The following is a 23,486-nucleotide window of genomic DNA, read 5'->3' on the forward strand; positions in this document are numbered from 1 at the left end:
TTCAAATCCGGCCGAAGCCGGTCGCCGCTTAGGGCTCGGATTGTTCACGGTCGACGATTTGATGCGGTAGTCGCCTATGAGCGGTCAAAACGAACGCAGCTGGTTCGCCGATCGACCAAACGGCGAGCGCACTGTGCTTTGCTCAGACCGCCACCGAGTGCCTCGCCGTTCCCCCTTTGAAATATGTATCGAACTTGGCCGCGATGGTTCGAATGAAGGGGCGACTTTCAGTCCGTACGAGGAAACTGTCACCATCGAATTCAAGCGCTCGGGCAGGATCGTGGAGTGCGATGGACCTCGAGCGATGAAGGAGCTGCTCGCCGGCTTTGCCGAACCGCTCCACCAGGTCGACTGCCGAGAAGGCAAAATCACACATCAGCCGCTCGATGATCCAGCCACGGACGCGATCGTCGTCGGAAAGGGCAACGCCGCGGACGGCAGCCAACCCGCCATCCGCAACCATGCGCCCGTACCCGGCAGTCGAAGCCATGTTCTGCACGTAGCCTTGGCGAAAACGACCGATGGACGAAGGGCCAAGTCCGATCAGTGTCGGGCAGCGATCCTCAGTGTAGCCCTGAAAATTGCGATGCAAAACCCCTGCGCGGGCCGCTATGGCCAGCGCATCGTCGGGCTTCGCGAAATGATCGAGTCCTATTGCCTCATATCCCTTGGCGACAATTGCCCGCGCCGCGAGTTGAGATTGGGCGAAACGCTCAGTGGGACTCGGCAGCCATGCCTCGTCGATCATCGTCTGATGCTTCTTGAACCAGGGCACATGTGCGTAGCCGAACAGGGCCATCCGGTCTGGCTCCAAGGTCAGTGCCTGCGCCACCGTGGAACAGATCGTCTCGCGTGTCTGATTCGGGAGCCCGTAGAGCAGGTCCAGATTGACCGATTCGACGCCCCGCGAACGAACCCCGTCGACGACTGCCTTGGTCTGCAAAAAACTCTGCTCACGATTAATTGCTTTTTGCACTTGCGGATCGAAATCCTGCACGCCGAGGCTCGCCCGCGTTACGCCGATTTGAGCAAGTGCATCAAGGCGCGCCTTGTCCATGTCGTTGGTTTCGATTTCGATGCTGACCGTAGCATCCGGGAGAAGGTCGAAGCTGTCCCGCAAGGCCGCTCCAAGAGCAACCATATCATCGGGCCTCAGAATAGTTGGCGAACCGCCACCGAAGTGGATTGCACGGACATGTGCCTTGCCGCTCACCAGACCGGCAATCGTGACGATTTCGGCATTCAGCGAGCGCAGATAAGCGGCCACCGGCTCATATTGGTGCGTCTGCTTGGTGTGGCAGGCGCAGAACCAGCAGAGCTTGTCGCAGTAAGGAATGTGCAGGTACAGCGAGATTTCGTCGCCGCTTTCCAGCGTCTCCAACCAGCCACGGTAAATGGCAGCATCGATCCCCGAATGGAAATGCGGCGCCGTCGGATAGCTGGTGTAGCGTGGGACGTTCTCGCTGAGTTTGACAGCTATTTCCGATTGCATCTCGCGTTCACCGTGTTGCCCGCCGGAACACTGCACGCATCGCTGAAGCAGACCCTGATCTCGATCAGCCGCGCTCATGGACAAACCGCCGCAGGATTTCTCTACCTGGATGGGTATCCTGCCGGCAGTTAGGATCGGGTAAGGCGAACGCATGACCTTTCGGCAAGACATTCATAGTTCCGGCATTCCTGTTCTTTGCTTCCCTTGCGAGGCACGGCGTCGCGGTGTCTGCGGTGCGCTCGATCCAGACAATTTGGTTGGGCTCGCCAAGACTTGCTCGCGTCGCCGGATCGAGTCAGGAATGGAGTTGACCGGCGAGGCACAGAACGTCGACAGCTACTCCAACGTGCTTTCAGGCGTGGTAAAGCTATCAAAGAGCCTGTCGGATGGGCGCCAGCAGATCGTCGGTCTCCAGTTTGCACCGGATTTTCTGGGACGTCCTTTCAAGGAGGAAAGCTCGATCAATGCGGAAGCGGCAACAGCAGTCACGCTGTGTTCGTTTCCGCGAGCGGCCGTCGAACGGATGATGAAGGCGTCACGGGAATTCGAGCATCGCCTGCTCAAACAGACGCTGAATGAACTCGATGAGGCGCGCGAGTGGATGGTGACGCTGGGGCGCAAGACAGCTCCGGAAAAGGTGGCGACTTTTCTCCTCATGATGGCCCGGAATATCGATTCCAGTCTCGATGCGGCTTCCGGGTCGGCCTCCTTCGATCTGCCGCTGACGCGTGCCGAAATGTCTGATTTCCTTGGAATCACCAGCGAGACCGTGAGCCGCCAACTGACGCGATTGCGGGCTGACGGGGTGATTCGGATTGAGAACGCACGCCATGTGACGGTGGACAGCATAAGCCGTCTGGAGAAGCGCTGTGGCGGCGGACGCGAGCGGCCCTAAGCGGCGAGGCCATGTCGCATGACTCCGGGGCGGGCCGTGTTTGCCTTTTAATGCGATGTCGCCGCGCCTTCGACGAAGCGGCGTCACGGTTGTCGAGACAAACAGCTTTCGGGCTTTGATAGGAACGTGACCAATCGCCAGGTGTGTTTCGGCACATACCGGCGAAGCATGGTCCTTAATCTGCCACGGCTCGGCGGAACGATCGCGTTCGTTTCCAATGGGATCCGAACAACGTTTGGCAGGGCATCGGCAATAGCATCCAACGCGCGCAGAGCCTCAGCTTTCGCCTCAGCGATCGCGTCTGCGCCCGCCCAACCCAGGGAACGCCTTCCATGAGGGAGTGAGCCCGCGCTGCGTTCCTCGTTCATTCGCCACCTGCTGATTGCGCCGCACAAAATCGTGCGGCCTGACATAGATCAGGGCGAGGGGGCGGCGGCTGCGCGATTAGTGCGCTGCGGATTTGGCATCCACCAGATTCGAGATCGGGATCTGCAATGAAATTCGGCACAGAGATCGTCCTTCTAAGCGTGTTCGCTTTTGCGGCCCTGGTGGCCGCCGGCTTCGGCGTGGATGAACCTTTCCGCCGACACATGTGGGTGTTGTTCTTCGCAGTGGCTGGTTTCACTGCGATCCTGTTGCGCAACACGGAGTTCAGGCCAGCAGCTCCGATTGACCCATCCGCTTACATGGATGGTCCGATCCGCTACGGCGCGATCGCCACCGTGTTCTGGGGTGTCGTCGGCATGCTGGTCGGCGTGGTGATCGCGCTGCAGCTCGCCTACCCCGATCTCAACATCCAGCCCTGGTTCAATTTCGGTCGTTTGCGGCCGTTGCACACATCCGGTGTCGTTTTCGCCTTCGGCGGCAACGCGCTGCTTTGCACGTCTCTGTATGTCGTGCAGCGCACCTGCCGCGCGCGCCTCTTCGGCCGTGATCTCGCCTGGTTCGTCTTCTGGGGCTACCAGCTGTTCATCGTCATGGCCGCGACCGGCTACCTGCTCGGCATCACCGAGGGCCGCGAGTACGCCGAACCCGAATGGTATGTGGATGTCTGGCTGACCATCGTCTGGGTCGCCTACCTCATTCTGTTCCTTGGCACGATCCTGAAGCGCAAGGAACCGCATATCTACGTGGCCAACTGGTTCTACCTGTCGTTCATCGTGACCATCGCGATGCTGCATGTGGTCAACAACCTGTCCATACCAGTCTCGTTCCCGGGCTCCAAGAGCTACTCCGCCTTTTCAGGGGTCCAGGACGCCTTGACGCAATGGTGGTACGGCCACAACGCGGTCGGCTTCTTTCTCACCGCCGGCTTCCTCGGCATGATGTATTATTTCGTGCCCAAGCAGGCGAACCGGCCAGTCTATTCGTACCGGCTGTCGATCGTCCATTTCTGGGCTATCATCTTTCTCTACATCTGGGCCGGGCCGCATCACCTGCACTACACCGCCTTGCCCGATTGGGCGCAGACGCTCGGCATGGTGTTCTCGATCATGCTGTGGATGCCGTCCTGGGGCGGCATGATCAACGGCCTGATGACGCTGTCCGGCGCCTGGGACAAGCTGCGCACCGATCCGATCATCCGCATGATGGTGATGGCCGTCGCCTTCTATGGCATGTCGACCTTCGAAGGCCCCATCATGGCGATCCGGGCGGTCAATTCGCTGTCGCATTATACCGACTGGACCATCGGGCACGTCCATTCGGGTGCGCTCGGCTGGGTCGGCATGATCTCGTTCGGCGCGATCTACTACATGGTCCCGAAGCTCTGGAACCGTCAACGGCTCTACTCGCTGAGGCTCGTCACCTGGCACTTCTGGCTGGCGACACTCGGGATCGTCGTCTACGCCGCGGTGATGTGGGTGTCCGGCATCATGCAGGGCCTGATGTGGCGCGAATATGGCGAGCAGGGCTTCCTGGTCTACTCCTTCGCCGAAACCGTCGCCGCCATGCACCCCTACTATGTCCTGCGCGCCATCGGCGGCGCCATGTACCTCTCCGGCGCCCTGATCATGGCCTGGAACATCACCAGGACCATCCTCGGCCACCAGCGCGAGGAGGAGCCGATGCCGAGCCCCGTCGCCATCCGACCTGCGCGATCAGGAGCCAGGTAATGGGCTTGATGGACAAACACGCAATCATCGAGAAGAACGCCACGCTTCTTCTCGTTGGCTCGCTGCTCGTGGTGACGGTCGGCGGCATCGTCGAGATCGCGCCTCTCTTCTATCTCGACAACACGATCGAGAAGGTGGAAGGCATGCGCCCCTATTCGCCGCTCGAACTTGTCGGGCGCAACATCTATATGCGCGAGGGCTGCTACCTCTGTCATAGCCAGATGATCAGGCCGTTCCGCGACGAAGTTGAGCGCTATGGCCACTACAGCCTGGCTGCCGAGTCCATGTACGATCACCCCTTCCAGTGGGGATCGAAGCGCACCGGGCCGGATCTCGCCAGAGTTGGCGACCGCTACTCGAATGCATGGCATGTCGCGCATCTTACCGACCCGCGCTCGGTGGTGCCGGAATCGATCATGCCGAGCTATGGGTTCCTGAAAGACACGCCGATCGACGTGAAGGATTTCTCGACGCATCTGGTCGCCAACAGGCTTGTAGCCGTCCCTTACACCGATGACATGATCGCCCACGCCAATGCGGATCTGGCGGCGCAGGCCGATCCCAATGCCGACACATCAGGCCTTGAGGCGCGTTACCCAAAAGCCAAGATCGGCGACTTCGACGGCAACCCGCAACAGGTCACCGAAATGGATGCCCTGCTCGCCTACCTGCAGATGCTTGGCACACTGGTCGACTTCAAAAATTACGACGAAGCCGCCGGCTACCGCTGAGGAGAACGCTGATGACCTACAATTTGATGCGGGCGTTTGCCGACAGCTGGGGCCTGGTTGCGATGGCGCTGTTCTTCGTGGGGTGCATCGCCTTTGCCCTACGCCCCGGCAGCCGAAGGCTGGCCGACGAAGCGGCCCGCATTCCGCTCGAGGACGAGTGATCATGAGCGACGAGCATATCGATGAAATCTCTGGCGTCTCGACCACCGGCCACGAATGGGATGGTATCCGGGAGCTGAACAACCCGCTTCCCAGATGGTGGGTTATCACTTTTTACGTCACCATTGTCTGGGCGATAGGCTACACCATTGCCTATCCAGCATGGCCTCTGTTGCACTCGGCGACAACGGGTGTGCTCGGCTATTCCAGCCGCAACGAGGTCAGGAACGAGCTGACCGCGGCTGAGGCCGCCAAGGGCAAATATATCTCGGCGGTGGAGTCCAAGAGCGTCTCGGAAATCGCCGCGGACGACGGCCTGCGCGAATTCGCAATCGCCGCCGGTGGCGCCGCTTTCAAGGTCAATTGCGTACAATGTCATGGCTCCGGCGCCCAGGGTTCCAAGGGCTTTCCCAATCTCAACGACGACGACTGGCTGTGGGGCGGCAAGGCCGAGCAGATCCAGCAGACGATTACGCACGGCATCCGCTTCGCATCCGATCCGGACACGCGCCTGTCGGAAATGCCGGCCTTCGGCGACATCATTACCGCCGACCAGATCGCACAAGTCAGCGCCTACGTGGCCAGCCTTTCCGGCAAGGTCCGCGATGCAAGTCTGATCCAACCCGGCGCCAAGGTCTTTGCCGAGAATTGCGTGGCCTGTCACGGCGACAATGCAAAAGGCAACAGGGAATTCGGCGCCCCCGACCTGACCGATGCGATCTGGCTCTATGGATCCGGTGAGACAGCCATCGCCGCACAGGTCCGTGCGCCAAAACAGGGCGTCATGCCGGCCTGGGTTGGCCGTCTCGGCGAGATCAAGGTCAAGGAACTTGCAGTTTATGTCCATTCGCTTGGCGGCGGAGAATAGGAATGGAAGGTCCTATTCTTCGGTCCCCCCTGCCAAGCGGACGAGGCCCGGCGTGAGCCGGGCCTCGACACCATCCCTAATGCGATCTGCACAACCCGGCAAGGCTATCCTACGGCGAGGCTTTACGACAGGTGCCCCTGACATTGGCTGGGAAAGTGGAGTTGCACATGCGTGACAAGACGCAGTTGACAGGGCTCGAAACAGAAACTGTCAATTCCGCCAAAACCCGCAAGCCGCTTTATGCCGCGCGTCAAAAGATCTTTCCGAAGCGCGCCTCGGGCAACTTTCGTCGCTTCAAATGGCTGGTGATGACGATCACACTTGGCATCTATTACCTGGCTGCGTGGCTGCCTTGGGCTCGCGGTCCATTTGCCCCGGACCAGGCAGTCCTGCTCGATCTCGCGAACCGGCGCTTCTACTTCTTCTTCATCGAGATATGGCCCCAGGAATTCTTCTATGTGGCCGGCCTCCTGGTCATGGCGGGCGTCGGTCTTTTCCTGATCACCTCGACTGTCGGCCGTGCCTGGTGCGGCTATGCATGCCCTCAGACGGTGTGGGTCGATCTGTTCCTCGTCGTCGAACGTGCGATAGAGGGCGACCGTAACGCTCGCATGAAACTCGATGCAGGCCCCTGGACCGCCCGCAAGCTGATGCTGCGCTTATCGAAGCACGCCGTCTGGCTGGTCATCGGTGCGGCGACCGGCGGCGCCTGGATTTTCTATTTTGCCGATGCGCCGACGCTGGTTGGCGAACTCTTCACCGGCACCGCGCCACCCGTCGCCTACATCACTGTCGCCGTGCTGACGGCTACCACCTACACGTTCGGCGGTCTGATGCGCGAGCAGGTCTGCACCTACATGTGCCCATGGCCGCGCATCCAGGCAGCGATGCTCGACGAAAGTTCTCTCACCGTCACCTACAATGACTGGCGCGGCGAACCGCGTTCTCGCCACGCCAAGAAGGTCCTTGCCGCAGGGCTGCCGGTCGGTGACTGCGTCGACTGCAATGCCTGCGTCGCGGTCTGCCCGATGGGGATCGACATCCGCGATGGCCAGCAGATGGAATGCATCACCTGCGCGCTGTGCATAGACGCCTGCGACGGGGTCATGGACAAGCTCGGCAAGGAGCGCGGGCTGATCTCCTATGCGACACTGTCCGACTACAACGCCAACATGATGCTGGCGACCGCGGGCGGCTCCAGTTCAGTCAACCCGTCGCAGGTCAGGACCGCTGATGGCCTGTTCTCCGACAAGGTGGCGCATTTCCATATCCGCAAGATCTTTCGGCCACGCACCTACGTCTACATGGGTATCTGGTCGCTGATCGGCCTGGGTCTGCTCTATTCGCTGCTGACGCGCGATCGGCTCGAAGTCAACGTGCTGCATGATCGCAATCCGCAATTTGTCACGCTGTCCGACGGCTCGATCCGCAACGGCTACACCGTCAAGCTGCTCAACATGATCCCCGAGCCAAGGACGATCGTTGTCGCGATTCAAGGCTTGCAGGGCGCCGAGATGAGCGTGGTCGGCGACGACATCCCGGAAGGCCGTTCTTTTGCCATTCCGGTCGAACCCGACCGCCTGAAAATGCTGAAGGTCTTCGTGCGCCAGCCGGCGGATCAAATCCAGGGCACAGCGCAGACCTTCAAGTTCCGTGTCGAGGACAAGGCGAGCTTCGAGGCGGACGAATACACCGCCACCTTCAACGCGCCGGAGACTGCCAGATGACCGCTAACGCTGAAAAACCCCGCGTATTCACCGGCAGGCACATGCTGGCCATCATCCTAGCCTTTTTCGGGGTGGTCATCGCGGTCAATCTGACGATGGCAACGCTCGCCAACACGAGCTGGACCGGCCTTGTCGTCGAAAACACCTATGTGGCGAGCCAGCAGTTCAACAAGAAGGCCGAGGAGGGGCGGGCGCAGGCAGCGCTCGGCTGGACCGGCAAGCTGACCATCGCATGGGGCGAGGTCCGCTATAGCCTTACCGACGCCGTCGGCAAGCCGATTGCCTTGCATGGCGTCAAGGTGCTGTTTCGCCATCCCGCCTACGAGAAAGAGGACAAGGCGGTCAACCTCGCCCTCGCCTCCGGCCAGGAATTCGCAGCCCAGCACATGCCGAAGGATGGCGTCTGGATCGTCGAAGTCGACGCTGACGCCGGTCTGGCCGAGCCCTACCGCGAAGTCCGCAGGATCATGATTTCCCATGGAGCGCTGAAATGAGTTGTTGTGCACCGGGCGCCGAAATGGCGCTTGATCTGGGCAGCACCACGTCGGTCCTGCCGTCTAGTCAAGAGATCAGGCTGGCGAGCCGATCGCTTGGAGATGATCTCCGCCAAACCGATCTTTCGGTGCCGAGCGTTCATTGCGCAGCTTGTATCCAGACGATCGAGACGGCGTTGGGAACGCTCGATCGCGTCGAGAGCGCCCGCGTCAACCTGTCGACGAAACGGGTCTCGGTCCGCTGGCGTGGCGACGAGGTTCCACCGTTCGTCGCCGCGCTTGGACGGCTCGGCTACCAGGCGCATCTCTTCGCCCCCGAGATTGATGAAAAGGACAGGACGCTTTCGGAGTTGATCCGCGCCGTCGCGGTTGCCGGGTTCGCGGCGGGCAATATCATGCTGCTTTCGGTCTCTGTCTGGTCCGGGGCCGAAGGGGCTACCCGCGACCTGTTTCACTGGGTCTCCGCATTGATCGCCATCCCAGCGCTCGCCTTCGCCGGCGGCATCTTCTTCCGCTCGGCCTGGAATGCACTGCGCCACGGCCGCATGAACATGGACGTGCCGATCGCGGTCGGAGTGTCGCTCGCTTACGCCATGAGCCTCTATGAGACGATCAACCATGGCGACCACGCCTATTTCGACGCGTCGGTTTCGCTGCTTTTTTTCCTTTTGATCGGCAGGACGCTGGATCACGTGATGCGCGAACGTGCCCGCACCGCGGTGAAAGGCCTGTCGCAGCTGGCCGCACGCGGCGCCATGGTGCTGCGCGGCGATGGCGCGCGCGACTATCTGCCGGTTGGCGAGATCGAACCGGGGATGCAGCTGCTGATCGCGGCCGGTGAAAGGATCCCCGTCGACGGCAAGATCATCCACGGAGCGTCTGATCTCGACTGCTCGCTGGCCTCAGGCGAAAGCGCGCCGAAAAACGTGGCGCCGGGCGAAGCCGTGCAGGCCGGCGTGCTCAATCTTACCGGCCCGCTGACGATCGAGGCGACCGCCGCCGCGAAGGATTCGTTCCTCGCCGAAATGGTTCGGCTGATGGAAGCCGCAGAGGGCGGTCGCGCGCACTATCGCCGCATCGCTGATCGCGTGTCGGCACTCTACGCGCCCGTGGTTCATCTCACCGCCTTCGTGACATTCCTGGGTTGGATGGCGGCGACGGGCGACTGGCACCGGGCGATGACGATCGCCATTGCCGTTCTGATCATCACCTGCCCGTGCGCGCTCGGCCTCGCCGTACCGATCGTTCAGGTGGTCGCCGCGCGGCGTCTGTTCGAGAACGGCATCATGGTCAAGGACGGTTCGGCCATGGAGCGCCTGGCGACGATTGATAACGCAGTGTTCGACAAGACCGGAACGCTCACGCTCGGACAACCCCGGCTCCTCAATGCATCGTCGATCGATCCGGCCATGCTGGCAATCGCGGCAGACATGGCCGCGCACTCGCGTCACCCGTTTTCAAAGGCCATAACCGGCTTTGCCGCTCCTGGCGGGCAACACAAATTCGATGCCGTCACAGAGCATCCGGGGTTCGGGATCGAAGCCACTGTCGCCGGAAGCATCTGGCGGCTGGGTCGACGCGGATGGGCTGGATGGAAGGCCCGGACCGGTGGTGAAGGCAACCATGGCTATGGCGGAACGGTGCTGACAAAAGACGGGTTCATTGTCGCGACCTTCGATTTCGAGGATGCGCTGCGCGCCGACGCGGCGGCGGCGATCAAGCGATTGAACGATACTGGGGTGTCGATGCAAATGCTGTCGGGCGATACCGCAGGTGCCTGCGGTGAAGTTGCAAGAATGCTGGGTGTCGAGGACTTCGTTCCGTGCCTGCTGCCGTCGGGCAAGGTCGAGCGCATCGAGACCCTGGCGAAAGACGGACACAAGGTTCTGATGGTTGGCGACGGCCTCAACGACACGCCGGCGCTGAGCGCGGCGCATGTCTCGATCGCTCCGGCCACCGCCGCCGACATTGGCCGCAATGCCGCCGACTTCGTATTCCTGCGCGAAAGCCTTCTGGCAGTGCCTCTCGCGCTGGACGTCTCGCGCAAGGCGGGACACCTGATCCGCCAGAACATCGCGATTGCGATCGTCTACAATGCCGTCGCCGTGCCGATCGCCATCCTGGGCCACGCCACGCCTTTGTTAGCGGCGATTGCCATGTCTGCCTCATCGGTGCTTGTTATTGGAAACGCATTGCGCTTGCACGGCTTCGGGGCGAATGCGACGCTGCAAGTTATTCAAAAAGTCGGACGCTCCGCAGTCAGCTATTCGGCATAATCCTCGTGACGACGTTGCTCTATCTCATACCAGTGGCCCTTTTTCTGGGTGCACTGGGTGTGTCCGGCTTCGTCTGGGCATTGCGAAGCGGTCAATACGAAGATCTCGACGGAGCCGCCGAGCGGATACTAATTGATCGGGACGACAAACCGGAACGCTGATTTCAATCCGCTGTGCATAAGATGCGCGGATCGCGCTCGTCAGTCGAGCCGGCTCGGTCGGGAACAAGCTGTCCATGCTCCATGCTCCATGCTCCATGCTCCATGCTCCATGACCATCTTGACCTAAGCTGCACACTACATTTGTGAAAAGCCTCTGTCGTGCGAAGGACTGCCTCCCATTGCACCCAGTATGAGGCGTGTGATGCCACGAGAGTACCTCGCGTGGCCGGACGAGAGCTTGGCAATGTGCGCACGGGTTCCAAAGTGGAACGTCACGGTCGATCACCTGACCGTGAACCGCCAGTGCCGATTGGTCATGTCTGGCTGATCCAGATCAGGGTCATACTCATCGGCGTGGTCTATTGACCAGTCTTCGACGGAGAAATGCATGACTTACGGAAAGATTGGTCGTCATTATCAGCACCTTCACGGTTCTGGGTTTTCTGTCGTGTGGTCGGCCATGCCTTGTGCTTACGGCGCAGCCATTAGCTGACCGGCGTCGTGTGTATCTCGCTTGCTGGCTGACCATCCGCGTGGCTGCGCGGACAGGGGGCCGATCAACAGCTTTCGCCTTTGATGGGTTGTGTGCGTCGTTGCCGATCCATCCCGATTCCCGGCCCGCGCCTTGAGGCTATGCGACGGTACCGGAACCCAGCGCACGTCACGCGGTTCCGCGCGCGTGGTGTCCGCTCGTCACGACGATGAACGAACAAGCGGCTGGAGTACCATGAACACCGTACACATCATCGACTGCCACAATGCAAATGACTACTTCGCCGACAGGCAAGAGGGACCGATCGTGCAGCACTTGTTAAAGGCTGTCAACATCCGCGCGGAGCTCCACATGGCGTTGAACCGAACGAAATTTGGTGAGGCTGTAGTACGAGCGATGGAGGCGGAGTGCGACGTGCTTCACATCGCCGGGCACGGCAATGGTGACGGGATCGCTTCGTCCAGTGGGCGAAGTGGCCTTCTTTGGGCTGACTTCGTAAAAATGTTCCAGGGCTCGCATCCAGCGCCGAAGATCCTCGTGATGTCAACGTGCTGCGGAGCATCATCGGGGTTGGGACGTGCGTTTTCGAAATCGATCAACCGTCCGAAGTTGATCATTGGTTCGAGTGACGCGCGCTATTTCGACGACTATGTCGCCGCGTGGGCTTTGCTCTATCGGCGACTGAATTGCAAGGACATCGACATCGAAGCCATGCAGCAGGTTCTTGATGAGATATGCGCGGTCGTGGATAAAAGTTTCCGCTACCTTGGCTGGGATGACGAGAGAGAGCGCTACGTTCGATACCCTCACCCTCGCAAGAGAGCCCGCTTCGACGTCGTGGAGCGTGAGTAGTATGCGCAAGGGTTCCAGGTGGAATGTGGCGATCGATGCGGCGCGGCCGTCGCTGACCAGCGTCGCGAGTGTCTCGCTTGCTGGCGGCGATCTGCGCGGCTGCGCGGCGAAAGGGCGGGATCGGTTAGCCGCATCCACCTCTGAGCGCTTTGAGTGCTTCGTTGCCGATCGATGCGAATCTCCCGGCCCAGCGCCTTTAGGCAATGCGGCGGGCACGGAGCTCATGTCACTCGGCTCAGTTCCACCGTTACACGAGGATAGGCGACCGGATGGCGGCACGCTGATGGGCTCTGACGATAATTTTGACATCGTTGTCGTTGGAGCCGGCCCGGTCGGCCTTTCGTTCGCTGCGTCGCTTGCCCAAAGCGAACTCAAGGTGGCAGTTGTTGAACAGAACACATTCGATAGTCTGGCGAATCCGGCTTTCGATGGTCGCGAAATCGCGCTGACCAACGCTTCGATCAGAACCCTTCGCGAGCTCGGCGCCTGGGATGTCATCCCGGCTTCGGACAAATCAGCACTTCAAGGCGCGCGCGTGCTCAACGGCTCGAGCGCATTCGCTCTTCGTTTCGATCCTCCCAGCAACTCTGGAGAACCGCTGGGGGTTTTGGTTCCAAATTGCCGGATCCGCGAGGCGCTGTTCAAAATCGTCCGCTTGCAGGATCGCGCCCGGCTGTTGTGCGGCCACTCGGTCGTCGATGCAACAAACAGCCAAGAAGGAGCAGTCGTAACGCTCTCTAATGGCGCGCGTTTAACTGCTCGGCTGGTTGTTGCCGCGGATTCGCGTTTGTCCGCCACGCGTGATCTGCTAGGCATCGGCGCCGATATCAACCGGCTTGGCCACTCGATGCTGATTTGCCGAGTGAGGCACGAGCGCGCCCACCACCAGATCGCCATCGAATGGTTCGATCACCATCAGACGATAGCGATATTGCCCCTCGCGGAGGGCATGTCGTCGCTGCTGCTCACATTGCGCTCAAACGAGGCCTATAGACTGCTTGCCTTCGATGATGATTTGTTCCTGTCGGAGTTGACGAAACGGTGTCGAGGGCGCCTTGGAAAAATGACCTTGGCAAGCAAGCGCCACACCTATCCGCTGGTCACGACCTGGGCGCACAAATTCCGGGCGCCGAGCGCCGCACTCATCGGCGACGCTGCCATCGGCATGCACCCGGTGACCGCTCACGGATTCAACATCGGTCTCAGCAGCCAGAAGCAACTCGCCCGTGGAATCATGACTGCGTGCCGCGACGGCCGCAATGTTGGCGACCCCGACATGCTGCATATATACGAAAGGCGGCTGCGCCTGTCGGCGGCGCCGCTCTACCATGCAACGAACATATTGGTTGGACTCTACTCCAGAGACCACCTGGCGGCACGGCTTGCAAGGCATCTGGGGCTTCGCTTTGCCCAACATGTTCCCCTTGTCCGGCATGGGATTTCGGCGGAGCTCCAGCGGTGATACTGCACCAGCAGTCGCATTTTTGCGCGTGCTGGGCGAGCGATGAGAGAGTGCATGATGCACCGGAGTAATCCTGCTCCCCGACGCTGATCTCCGATTGAAGAATTAACCCGTCCTTCAGGGGGGCTGCATAGGCTGCGGACAAGCAGGAGTAAGCAAGCTGACCCGTCCAGCCTTGGAAAAAGAAGATCCGCTGGAGGCGAGAATCCTTCAGGACCAGCTCGCTGATCTGAGGGCAGGCCTTTTCGTCTCAATGCCGATAAGCATTGTGCTGTCCGGGCTGATTTTGACCGTGCAGGCCCTTTCCGGGAACGGTCTTGCTGGCGCGGCCTGGTTTTCGGTCGTTAATGCGATAAATGCCGCCCGCCTTGCACTCGCCCGTCATCAGCTGAAGGAACCCGGAGTCCAGGATGATCTGACACGGGTTTGGCTGCGGCTTCGCTGGTTTGGCAGGCTTGCTCTTCTGGCGGGATTCACCTGGTCATTCCTTGCCGTCCTAACGGCTGGATACACGACGTCTCAAGCATCGCTGCATCTAATAATTCTGGCGGGCATTTCAGCTGGCGCGGTCACGTACGGCAGCTCATATGCTGCGGCAGCGATATGCTTCATCACACCGCCACTCCTCATTGCCGCCGCATGTTTGCTGACGAAGGGAGCCCCGGAAAACTACATTCTGGCTTTTGCCGTCCTGCTTTTCGAGGGCGGCCTGGTTCGATCCTCGTTCGTTGGACAAGCGCGCTTCCGTGACGCGAGCCGCCTGAGACATCAAGCCGAGCGGCTTGCCGCGGAAATGGAGCGCAATTCCAGGGAGGACCATCTTACCGCGCTCCTCAACAGGCGGGGCCTCGAACATGCAATCGATCAGTTTGAGAACACCGATGGACCCTTTGTGGCCATGCTGATTGATCTGGACGGGTTCAAATCTGTCAACGATACCTACGGTCACAGAACGGGTGACGAGCTGCTTGCCAGGATCGCCCGCCGAATAGAGGAAGAAGCACCGGAGGGCTCAACGCTCGCCCGCATCGGTGGGGATGAATTCGTGCTGGTTTTTTCTTCGCGAAAGAATTCTCCTTCTCCCACCAATCTCGCGTCCAATCTCATAGCCAAGCTTGCTCGCCCCTATCCTGGGATCGCATCAGTCCGCATTGGAGCGTCTATAGGAATCTACTTGGCTGAAAACCCCGGACTAACGGAAATGTTGTTGCGGGCCGACATCGCCCTTTACACAGCTAAGCGCCGCGGCAGGAATGAATTTTGTCTGTTCGATGCCGAGCTAGCCCGGGAGTTGCAACGCCGCCAGTCAATCGAACGCGATCTTCATTCGGCGATAACGATGAGAAGCTTGGTCGCTTGGTTTCAGCCAATCGTAAGACTCGAAACTGAAGCCGTCGTCAGTTTTGAAGCCTTGCTAAGATGGTCTCACCCGCTTCACGGTCCCATTTCTCCGCCCGAGATCATGACAGCGGCACGCGAAACTGGAATGCTTCAGCTGCTAACTCAAACGGTATTCGCCGACTGTTGCGCTCTTATCGAGGGCTTGGTCAAAGCTGACCGTCGTGATGTTCGTGTGGCGATGAATGTTTCACCGTGCGAGTTGGAAGCTGGCGATATTGACGAGATGATTCTTAATGGTCTGGCGGCAAAAGACCTCCCTGCAACGATGTTCGACATCGAGATTACCGAAGAAGCCCCAGTGGATCCGGACAGAGTGGATGAAAAGCTCGCCCGGCTTTCACATGCTGGCATTTCTATCGCGCTCGATGACTTCGGCACCGGTTTTTCGACGTTGGCATCGCTCAAGGACAGTCGGATCAGGAAGGTGAAAATAGATCAGGGCTTCGTTCGCGGCTTAGCCAAGTCCCGGGAGAATCGGCTGCTTGTCAAAGCGGTGATTGATCTTGGTAGGACGCTCGGGATCGAGGTCATGGCCGAGGGCGTTGAAACAGAGGCAGATCGGCAAACTCTGTACAAGCTTGGCTGCAGAACCGCGCAGGGCTTCCTGTTCTCTAAGGCAGTGCCTCTCCATTTGGCACTTGATTCGGTAGTAAAAGAGCACGCGAAGGAGTTGTGACCGGCCTCTCCGTCCGTGCTGCTCGCGGAACTTTCATGTGGGGTGGACCTGACGCGCGAAAGCCGTTTCGGACGGTAGAGTTATTACGGGGGCGAAACTGAGCACGTGGTTTGGATAGCAGCAATCCGGTCCACCGGCGCACATGCAGCGGCTTCATACAAGCGTTCAAGTTGCGAGATGAGCTTGAGTGAACGACGTCGGAGAATTGCGTCCTTTGGACGCTGGTTTCGCGGTTCCCGTAGGATTCGATTACGGGAAGCGTTCTTGGCTGCTTCTCGGCTCAGCGCTCATCGGGATGAACAACGTACCCGCGGTCAAGGTCTTCGCGACCTCAACCCAGTCACCATCCCGCAACAGCAGCGGTCGGGTCCTGATCAAGCGCTCAGCCTCAGCACAGGTGCTGGAGCAACGGTAGAGCGCGGAAAACGTGTATCGGAATGCGCTGGCTCACCATAGGAAGCTGCCACGGCATGTCGAATGTCCCCAGGGGGCGGACCGTTCCCTTGCATTTGTCTCGATGACGGGCTCTCAAAGCTAAAGCCAAGAGAGCTTTATAAAAATCGCACCCGATCGGCTGCGCAACGACGACCAGCTGAGGCCCGATCGGGTGCTAAGGTCGTGCCAAAAAAGGCGCGTCACTGTCGCATTTCTAGCCGGCTTGCGATCGGACGTCATCTCTTGGCGATCGCTGCCCCTTCTCTCAAATGCGCTTAGCGGCGCCGATGGCGAATAGCGCAAGCTTTTCCACCCGTTTCTACTCCACTACCGAGACTCGTCACCAACCTCCTTTTATTCGCTTCCATATGGCCCATCCTGTCTCCAATCGAGGAGGAGCGCGAACATGGGCCAAGCCGTAGAACGTCTCAGTCTCGGGAATTCTTCTGCTCGCCAAACTGCCGTTGTCGCCGGCACCATATTTGGCAGGGTGACAGTGCACGACAAGATATCAGGCGTTCTTGTCTGGGCTGAACTATGCTTGCAAGCCATAACCCAAAAATCGCCGATCCCTTTGAATTCGAGCCGGATGAATGGGTGTTTCAAAATTTTTGGCGGTTTTAGGCAGAACCCTCCGATGGCCCGCGTACCGGTCAAGCTTCGTGAGCACTTTAGGTTCGTCGATCAGGCATAGGTTTCTTTCCCATGCCACATGCTGGCCGTTTGCCTAGTTCGGAAGCCCTCGAGAGGCGTTGCTCGTCTTGGTATGGCGTCGCCCCTTTTTCCGATCCATCGGCCACGGAGCTAGAATGGTGTCTAGCTGTTGCCGCCTACTTGGTCATCCGGCATGGAGATGCCTATATACCGACCTTCGAAAGGCTGGAATACGAGGTCGAACAAATGCGGCGGAAGCTCGGAAATCGCGAGCGAGCGCAGCGCGTGCTGGCCACGCTCAACCTAAATGGCTCGGACAGCTGGAGCCGTGAGGTTGGTTCTCAAGGCCTGGATGGCGCCGCAATCACATTCGCCCGGGCGGGGTAAAAGCGATTTTTTGGAGCCACTCGCGCTTTTGCGCTAACGAAGGTCCCGCGCCGTATTTGGGCCGGATCCATTTGTGGCCCATCAGAGAAGCAATTACCTTCTCCGGCGCCTCAACTGCCGTCAGCCGGTCCTCGAAAGTGTGTCGCAGGCTATAAAGACTATGCTCGGAAGTCGGCAGAAGTTCCTTGCTGGCGAGCACCTTGTTGACGAGCGCTGAAAGTGACGCGGCCTTGTCGCGATAACGAGGAAAGCCGTCCGGATGGAGCTTGATGGCTGCAAGTGCGCCGCCAACCAAGGGAATGTCACGGGCTGAATGACCGGTCTTCAAGCGACGGCCATTGGGGCGCACCCGCACATGCGGGATTTCTCGATCGAGGTGGATTGTTTCGGTGGTGAGGTTTGCCGCTTCAGAAAGCCTGAGCCCGGTATCGGCAATCACATAGATTAGATGGCGGGCTTCGTCATTGAGTCCGTCGAGCGCGCCTTCAGCGAGTATCTTCTCCTGAATGAACTCCGCTGTGAACGCAGCGCGTTGCCCGGGGACGGCGCCGGAAAGACGCAGGTTTCGAAAAACCGGCTCCAGCTTGAGCTGGTGAGTCAGATCGACGACGCGCAGCATTTTCGAAACATGGCCGATGTCCTTGTTGGCCGTACCGATATCAAGTCCATCCTCAACGATCCGCTTTTGCCACCACTCGCGGAACGCGATTGCGTCGTCCCGAGTGAGGCTTGCGATCTCCTTGTCGCCAATGACTCCAACCAGATTGGCAACTGCGCGCTTTTTGGGGTTACGCCATTTCTTGATTTGGTTGGGCGACATGGTCAGCAAGTTCTGTTGCTCGATCGTCTCGAATTCCTTGATAAGACCGCTCAGGCGGACCGCTGGCCGCTTCTCCCCACCCATGACGGCCGAGACGTCCTGCGCGTCCTCGATCGATTTTTTGTCGAGGAGCAGCTTGATACGGGCCATGAGTTCGTCGAGCGGCCCCGCTGCTAGTTCCTCGTTAGTGCGATAGGCCAATCCAAATGACCGCGCGCGCTTCCTCGCGGCTTCGAAACGCAGCCCCGCCTCGGCGGATTGGCCTTCCCGCAGTCTACGCCAATACGCCTCCAGCCCCGCGCCGAGGCTTTGCACTGCATCTCGCGCCCGTACACCGCGGGGATCGTCAGCCACGGCGACGCCCGTGGAAATGCGTACTAGGCAGCGGCGATCAAACGCCGCGAATTCCTTCGGCACCCTGCGGACGAGATACCAGATGCCTTCACGTTTATGCGGCTTTGGCGCTGCGGAACGTCGCATTATCTTTCTCTAATGTTACACAGTTTGTTACACAGTCTAAGATATGTTTCGCTTCGTGCTGGTCAAGCGCAACAAGGAAGCTTTTGAAAGGAAAGGATTTTTATGGAAGCTAAATGGCGGAGAGGGAGGGATTCGAACCCCCGATACCCTTGCGAGTATGCCGCATTTCGAGTGCGGTGCATTCGACCACTCTGCCACCTCTCCGCGAGGTCATGGTCGGCCGTTGGCGGCGCGGCGCACTAGATAACGGCTGACCGCTGGAGTTACAAGGCCCTATTCGAGCGAATTCCATGTTCCGCGAAAAGCAGCGGCGACGGCACACCCGCCTGCTTTGCCGGCGGCATGGTTCGGCTTGTCGTCCGGGGCAGGCCCGTTTGCCTTGACTCCAACGCAACCTTCGGTTAGGGACAGCCCGCATTCGGCGTGGAGGCTCTTCCGCGCCGCTTGTTTTTTGAACCCGCAGACTGACAAAAAGACGGCCGAACCGCCCGAGGCGGTTCATCGAGGCCGACCGAACAGCGAAAGGCAAAAAATGTTCGCAGTCATCAAAACGGGCGGCAAGCAGTATCGCGTCGCCGCCAACGATCTCCTGAAGATCGAGAAGCTCGAAGCCAAGGTCGGCGATATCGTCGAGATCGGCAATGTGCTCGCGCATGGCGAGGGCGAGAATGTCACCTTCGGCGCGCCGTTCGTCGATGGCGCACTGGTCACGGCGGAAGTCGTCGAGCAGGGCAAGAACCGCACCGTCATCGCTTTCAAGAAGCGCCGCCGCCAGAATTCGCGCCGCAAGATCGGCCATCGCCAGCTTCTGACCACAGTGCGGATCGCCGAGATCCTGCTGGGTGGCGCCAAGCCGTCGAAGAAGGCTGCCGCGAAGCCGGAAGCCAAGGCAGAGGCGAAGGCTGAAGTCGCCGCCGAGGCGAAGGCCGAGGCCGCCCCGAAGGAGCCGAAGGCCAAGAAGGAAACCAAGGCTGAGGCCGCTGCCGGCGAAGAGGCCAAGGCCGCGCCGCTGTTCAAGGCGCCGAAAGGCGAGCCGGACGACCTGACCGTGATCAAGGGCATCGGCCCGGTCGCGGCGAAGGACCTCGCCGAGCAGGGCATCATCACCTTCGCGCAGCTCGCCAAGCTCACCGACAAGGATGTCGCCAAGATCGACGAGCATATGCCGTTCAGCGCCGACCAGATCAAGGACTGGCGCGAGCAGGCCAAGGAACTGGCGAAGAAGTAATTTTCCCGGCGACGATCGTCGCCGGTACGGACTTGAAACGGAACGCGAACGCGTTCATAAGACCATTCAAGCGCCTCAGGGCGCATCGGAGTTAGTCAAATGGCACACAAGAAAGCTGGCGGTTCGTCGCGCAATGGTCGCGATTCGCACTCCAAGCGTCTGGGCGTGAAGAAGTTCGGCGGCGAAGCCGTCGTCGCCGGCAACATCATCATTCGTCAGCGCGGCACGCAATGGCATCCGGGCACCAATGTTGGCATGGGCACGGACCACACCCTTTTTGCGCTCGAAGCCGGCGCAGTCACCTTCAACAAGAAAGCCAACGGCCGAACCTACGTATCGGTGAACCCGATTACCAAAGCAGCGGAGTAGCCGGTTCCGCACCATAACACCGGCGCCCATCTCGGGAACCGGTGTCTGGCCAGGCCAGGAAAAGGATCAGGAGAGATGGGCTCGCCCTCTCTCCTTTTCATTTTTTCTTGCCCTGGAGGACTAAAATGGTTGCCGAAGCGGAAGACACCGAAGACGAAAGTTACGCGATCGATTGCCCGGCGCTGGCCACCGAGCGGCTGGTCATGCGTGCCCCGCGCGAAAACGATCTCCAGCAACTCGTCACGCTTGCCGACAACCGACATGTCGCCGAAATGCTGGCCCGCATGCCGCACCCCTATGGCGAGGCCGAGGGCCGCACCTTCCTTGCCATGGCGGCGTCGCGGCGCGCCGGCATCGTCTATGCGCTGACGCTCAGGGACAGCGACACTTTCGTCGGCTGCGCCGGGCTGAACACGACCGATCGCGGCCTGGAGCTCGGCTACTGGATCGGCGAGCCCTATTGGAAGCGCGGCTACGCCACCGAGGCCGCGCACGCGCTTGTCGACCTCGCCTTCCAGCGGACCTCGATCCAGGTGCTGCATGCCTCGACCAGGGTGATCAATCCGGCCTCGCGCCGGGTCATCCACAAATGCGGCTTCCAGTATGCCGGCCAGGGCATGCTGAACTCAATCGTCGCCGGCCAGGTTCCTGTCGAGCGCTATCGCTTGGATCGCAAGACGTGGAACAGTCTTCGCAACTGGATCCACTATTGATGGATGACGCCGGTCAAGCCAATGGTCGATGACAGCAACGACATTGAAACGATCGCGCCGATAGCGCCGGGTCACATCGAAAGCTTTCATCGCGCTCTCGATCTTGTTGCGCGTGAGCGGAAGTACCTGTCGTTCCTCGAAGCGCCGCCACTCGATCAAACCCGGCGCTTCGTGTTGGACCGTATCGCGGCGGGCGATCCTGGCTTCGTTGCCGTCGTTCGCGGCGAGGTCGTCGGCTGGTGCGATATCTCACGCCTTGAACGACCCATCCATGCCCATCGCGGCACGCTCGGAATGGGGATCGTTGCCGCCCATCGCGGGCGTGGGCTTGGACTGCGGCTTATCAATGCGACCTTGGCACAGGCACGCAAGGTCGGCTTTGTCCGGGTCGAGCTGTGCGTGCATGCCGACAATCCTCGCGCCATCGCTCTTTACGACAAGGTCGGGTTTGTCAGGGAGGGCGTTCAGCGCGACGCCATTTGTATCGACGGACAATACGGCGATACTATCATGATGGCGATCGTCGAACGCGAAAACGCAGCCGGATAAGGAGCCGTCAGCCCAGTTCGGCCCAGAGCGGGAGGTGGTCGGAACCGACGGCGTCCCGGTCGGACCAGAGGCGTTTCAGCGATCTGGCGAGCGAGGCGCTGGTGAAGATGTAGTCGATGCACTTGTGGCGGCTCTTGTCATCGGGCCGCTCAGGATCCACCCAGGTGACGAGGTCGGCGACCGCCAGACGCTGGGCGACGTCGACGGCGAGATCGGCGGTCAGCGGCATGCCGAATTCATGATCCGGCCGGCCGGCAAGCTCGACATATTCGGGCGAGCCCGGCAGCATGTTGAAGTCGCCCATGACGATGAAGGCTTCCGGATAGGGCAGGTCCGGCAGGCCGATCTCGGGAATGCCCGACAGGCCGCCGCCTTCCAGCGCATAGTTGAGGAGGCGCTGGCGCAGGAAACGGATCTGGCCCTGGCGCTCGACCGGGCTGCGATGGTCGAGATGGGTGGAATAGAAGCGGATGAAGCCAAGCGGCGTCTCGATCAGCGCCTCCAGCGCGCCGCGCTGGAAGTTCATGGTCTCGAGGCTGCGGCTTCGCGGAAGAAGGAGATTGCGCGACAGATGAATAGGCGTCGTCGACAGCACCATGTTGCCGAGCTGGAAGGAGGTCGAGATGGCGCGGCCGTTCTCCAGCCGCGAGCCGATATTGACCTCGAAATTGCTGCCATAGGCGGCAAAATAATCGGGCAGCGCCTCGCTGATCTCGGCCACCATGTCGCGACCGCCGTTGCGCGGGTTGTTGCGGGTCACTTCCTGCAGCGCGATGACATCGGCGCCGCGCACCGCGTCGGCGATGCGGCCGAGATCGTATTTGCCGTCGAGGCCGATGCCGTATTGGATGTTATAGGAAACGATCTTCATTACGTGCCCCTCCAGCACTTCCGCACAGTGCTACCGCGTCCTTGGTAAAAGGGCACCTGGCGCTTTAGTCACAAATCGGCCTCGCGCTGTGTCGCTCCTTGGTTTAGAGCAATCCCGCAAGCGCAATAGCAGAAACCTGAAAATCCGATGAAATTCCTCGACCAGGCCAAGGTTTACATCCGTTCCGGCGACGGCGGTGCCGGTTCGGTGTCGTTCCGGCGCGAGAAATTCATCGAGTTCGGCGGCCCGGATGGCGGCGACGGCGGCCGCGGCGGCGATGTCTGGGCGGAAGCGGTCGACGGGCTGAACACGCTGATCGACTATCGCTACCAGCAGCATTTCAAGGCCAAGACCGGCATGCACGGCATGGGCCGCAACATGACGGGCGCCAAGGGCGCCGACATCACGCTTAAAGTGCCGGCCGGCACCCAGATCTTCGCCGAGGACAATGAGACGCTGATCTGCGACCTAACCGTGGTCGGCCAGCGCTTCCTGCTGGCCAAGGGCGGCAATGGCGGCTTCGGCAACCAGCATTTCAAGACCTCGACCAACCAGGCGCCGCGCCGCGCCAATCCCGGCCTGCCTGGCGAGGAGCTCAGCATCTGGCTCCGGCTCAAGCTGATCGCCGATGCCGGCCTAGTCGGGCTGCCCAATGCCGGCAAATCGACTTTCCTGGCCGCTGTCACCGCGGCCAAGCCGAAGATCGCCGACTATCCGTTCACCACGCTCTATCCCGGCCTTGGCGTCGCCCGCATCGACGGCCGCGAGTTCGTGCTGGCCGACATTCCAGGCCTGATCGAGGGCGCGCATGAGGGCGTCGGCATCGGCGACCGCTTCCTTGGCCATGTCGAGCGCACGCGCGTGCTGCTCCATCTGGTCTCGGCGCAGGAGGAAAATCCCGGCAAGGCCTACAAGACGGTGCGCGCCGAGCTCGAAGCCTATGGTCATGGGTTGACCGACAAGGTCGAGATCGTCGCGCTTTCCCAGGTCGATATTCTCGACGCGGAGGCCCGCAAGAAGAAGGCGGCCTCGCTGAAGCGCGCCGGCGGCCGCGCGCCGCTGCTTCTGTCGGCCGTCACCGGCGAAGGCGTCGAGGCCGTGCTGCGGGCCTTGATGGCGGTGGTTGCCGAATCTCGCGATGCCGTGCCGGCTCCCGTCGAGACGCGCTGGCAGCCATAA

The 23,486-nt window shown here is 60.4% G+C and carries 20 protein-coding genes and 1 tRNA gene; 17 read left to right on the top strand and 4 right to left on the bottom strand.

The window, feature by feature from the left end; all coding sequences use genetic code 11:
• Positions 1–142: 142 nt before the first annotated feature.
• Positions 143–1,492 (bottom strand): oxygen-independent coproporphyrinogen III oxidase, encoded by a 1,350-nt coding sequence (gene hemN, locus E5X34_RS24190; protein WP_063169226.1) that lies wholly within the window; start codon positions 1,490–1,492, stop codon positions 143–145.
• A 151-nt stretch (positions 1,493–1,643) separates the two neighbouring features.
• Here hemN and E5X34_RS24195 point away from each other — a divergent pair, with 151 nt between their 5' ends.
• From E5X34_RS24195 to E5X34_RS24250, 12 genes are all read left to right on the top strand, one after another.
• Positions 1,644–2,387, top strand: coding sequence for a Crp/Fnr family transcriptional regulator (locus tag E5X34_RS24195; RefSeq protein WP_024502861.1), 744 nt, complete (start codon positions 1,644–1,646; stop codon positions 2,385–2,387).
• A 494-nt stretch (positions 2,388–2,881) separates the two neighbouring features.
• Complete coding sequence (gene ccoN, locus E5X34_RS24200) at positions 2,882–4,501, top strand: cytochrome-c oxidase, cbb3-type subunit I (RefSeq protein ID WP_063169225.1); 1,620 nt, start codon at positions 2,882–2,884, stop codon at positions 4,499–4,501.
• The gene (gene ccoO, locus E5X34_RS24205; protein ID WP_063169224.1) at positions 4,501–5,232 is read left to right on the top strand and encodes a cytochrome-c oxidase, cbb3-type subunit II; all 732 of its coding nucleotides are present in this window, start codon (positions 4,501–4,503) and stop codon (positions 5,230–5,232) included. Before ccoN ends, ccoO begins: the two co-directional genes overlap by 1 nt.
• An 11-nt stretch (positions 5,233–5,243) precedes the next feature.
• The gene (locus E5X34_RS24210) at positions 5,244–5,393 is read left to right on the top strand and encodes a cbb3-type cytochrome c oxidase subunit 3 (RefSeq protein ID WP_024502864.1); all 150 of its coding nucleotides are present in this window, start codon (positions 5,244–5,246) and stop codon (positions 5,391–5,393) included.
• Between the two features lie 2 nt (positions 5,394–5,395).
• Positions 5,396–6,259 (top strand): cytochrome-c oxidase, cbb3-type subunit III, encoded by an 864-nt coding sequence (gene ccoP / locus E5X34_RS24215; RefSeq protein ID WP_063169223.1) that lies wholly within the window; start codon positions 5,396–5,398, stop codon positions 6,257–6,259.
• 167 nt (positions 6,260–6,426) lie between these two features.
• Complete coding sequence (ccoG, locus tag E5X34_RS24220) at positions 6,427–7,986, top strand: cytochrome c oxidase accessory protein CcoG (protein ID WP_063169222.1); 1,560 nt, start codon at positions 6,427–6,429, stop codon at positions 7,984–7,986.
• The gene (locus tag E5X34_RS24225) at positions 7,983–8,480 is read left to right on the top strand and encodes a FixH family protein (RefSeq protein WP_063169221.1); all 498 of its coding nucleotides are present in this window, start codon (positions 7,983–7,985) and stop codon (positions 8,478–8,480) included. The genes ccoG and E5X34_RS24225 overlap by 4 nt, the downstream gene beginning before the upstream one ends.
• Positions 8,477–10,756 carry a cation-translocating P-type ATPase gene (locus E5X34_RS24230; RefSeq protein WP_063169220.1) on the top strand — a complete coding sequence of 760 codons (2,280 nt, stop codon included), beginning with the start codon at positions 8,477–8,479 and terminating at the stop codon, positions 10,754–10,756. Before E5X34_RS24225 ends, E5X34_RS24230 begins: the two co-directional genes overlap by 4 nt.
• Before the next feature lie 5 nt (positions 10,757–10,761).
• Entirely contained in the window at positions 10,762–10,917 is a 156-nt protein-coding gene (ccoS, locus tag E5X34_RS24235) for a cbb3-type cytochrome oxidase assembly protein CcoS (RefSeq protein ID WP_081714250.1), read from the top strand.
• Between the two features lie 727 nt (positions 10,918–11,644).
• A complete protein-coding gene (locus E5X34_RS24240; RefSeq protein ID WP_127247245.1) occupies positions 11,645–12,262 on the top strand; it encodes a hypothetical protein in 618 nt (205 codons plus the stop codon).
• A gap of 280 nt (positions 12,263–12,542) precedes the next feature.
• Positions 12,543–13,724 carry a 5-demethoxyubiquinol-8 5-hydroxylase UbiM gene (gene ubiM / locus E5X34_RS24245; RefSeq protein WP_024502870.1) on the top strand — a complete coding sequence of 394 codons (1,182 nt, stop codon included), beginning with the start codon at positions 12,543–12,545 and terminating at the stop codon, positions 13,722–13,724.
• 175 nt (positions 13,725–13,899) lie between these two features.
• Entirely contained in the window at positions 13,900–15,801 is a 1,902-nt protein-coding gene (locus E5X34_RS24250; protein WP_082826564.1) for an EAL domain-containing protein, read from the top strand.
• 1,453 nt (positions 15,802–17,254) lie between these two features.
• On the opposite strand, the gene E5X34_RS24255 is transcribed toward E5X34_RS24250, so the two are convergent.
• Both E5X34_RS24255 and E5X34_RS24260 read right to left on the bottom strand, forming a co-directional pair.
• Positions 17,255–18,577: an integrase gene (locus E5X34_RS24255; protein ID WP_063169217.1), complete on the bottom strand. Its 1,323-nt coding sequence runs from the start codon at positions 18,575–18,577 to the stop codon at positions 17,255–17,257.
• 114 nt (positions 18,578–18,691) lie between these two features.
• Positions 18,692–18,781: transfer RNA gene (locus E5X34_RS24260), tRNA-Ser, on the bottom strand.
• A gap of 328 nt (positions 18,782–19,109) precedes the next feature.
• Here E5X34_RS24260 and E5X34_RS24265 point away from each other — a divergent pair.
• The 4 genes from E5X34_RS24265 (at position 19,110) to E5X34_RS24280 (ending at position 21,436) form a co-directional block, all read left to right on the top strand.
• Positions 19,110–19,805: a 50S ribosomal protein L21 gene (locus tag E5X34_RS24265; RefSeq protein ID WP_292569913.1), complete on the top strand. Its 696-nt coding sequence runs from the start codon at positions 19,110–19,112 to the stop codon at positions 19,803–19,805.
• Between the two features lie 99 nt (positions 19,806–19,904).
• Positions 19,905–20,174: a 50S ribosomal protein L27 gene (gene rpmA, locus E5X34_RS24270; RefSeq protein WP_040991608.1), complete on the top strand. Its 270-nt coding sequence runs from the start codon at positions 19,905–19,907 to the stop codon at positions 20,172–20,174.
• 125 nt (positions 20,175–20,299) lie between these two features.
• Positions 20,300–20,887, top strand: coding sequence for a GNAT family protein (locus E5X34_RS24275; RefSeq protein ID WP_292569916.1), 588 nt, complete (start codon positions 20,300–20,302; stop codon positions 20,885–20,887).
• 3 nt (positions 20,888–20,890) lie between these two features.
• Positions 20,891–21,436, top strand: a complete 546-nt coding sequence (locus E5X34_RS24280; protein ID WP_292569919.1) for a GNAT family protein — start codon at positions 20,891–20,893, stop codon at positions 21,434–21,436.
• 7 nt (positions 21,437–21,443) lie between these two features.
• On the opposite strand, the gene E5X34_RS24285 is transcribed toward E5X34_RS24280, so the two are convergent.
• Positions 21,444–22,307 carry an endonuclease/exonuclease/phosphatase family protein gene (locus tag E5X34_RS24285; RefSeq protein ID WP_292569922.1) on the bottom strand — a complete coding sequence of 288 codons (864 nt, stop codon included), beginning with the start codon at positions 22,305–22,307 and terminating at the stop codon, positions 21,444–21,446.
• Positions 22,308–22,454: 147 nt separating this feature from the next.
• Between E5X34_RS24285 and obgE the strand changes: the two genes are divergently transcribed.
• Positions 22,455–23,486 carry a GTPase ObgE gene (obgE, locus tag E5X34_RS24290; RefSeq protein ID WP_292569925.1) on the top strand — a complete coding sequence of 344 codons (1,032 nt, stop codon included), beginning with the start codon at positions 22,455–22,457 and terminating at the stop codon, positions 23,484–23,486.

Source organism: Mesorhizobium sp., assembly GCF_004963255.1.
Classification (GTDB): Bacteria; Pseudomonadota; Alphaproteobacteria; order Rhizobiales; family Rhizobiaceae; genus Mesorhizobium.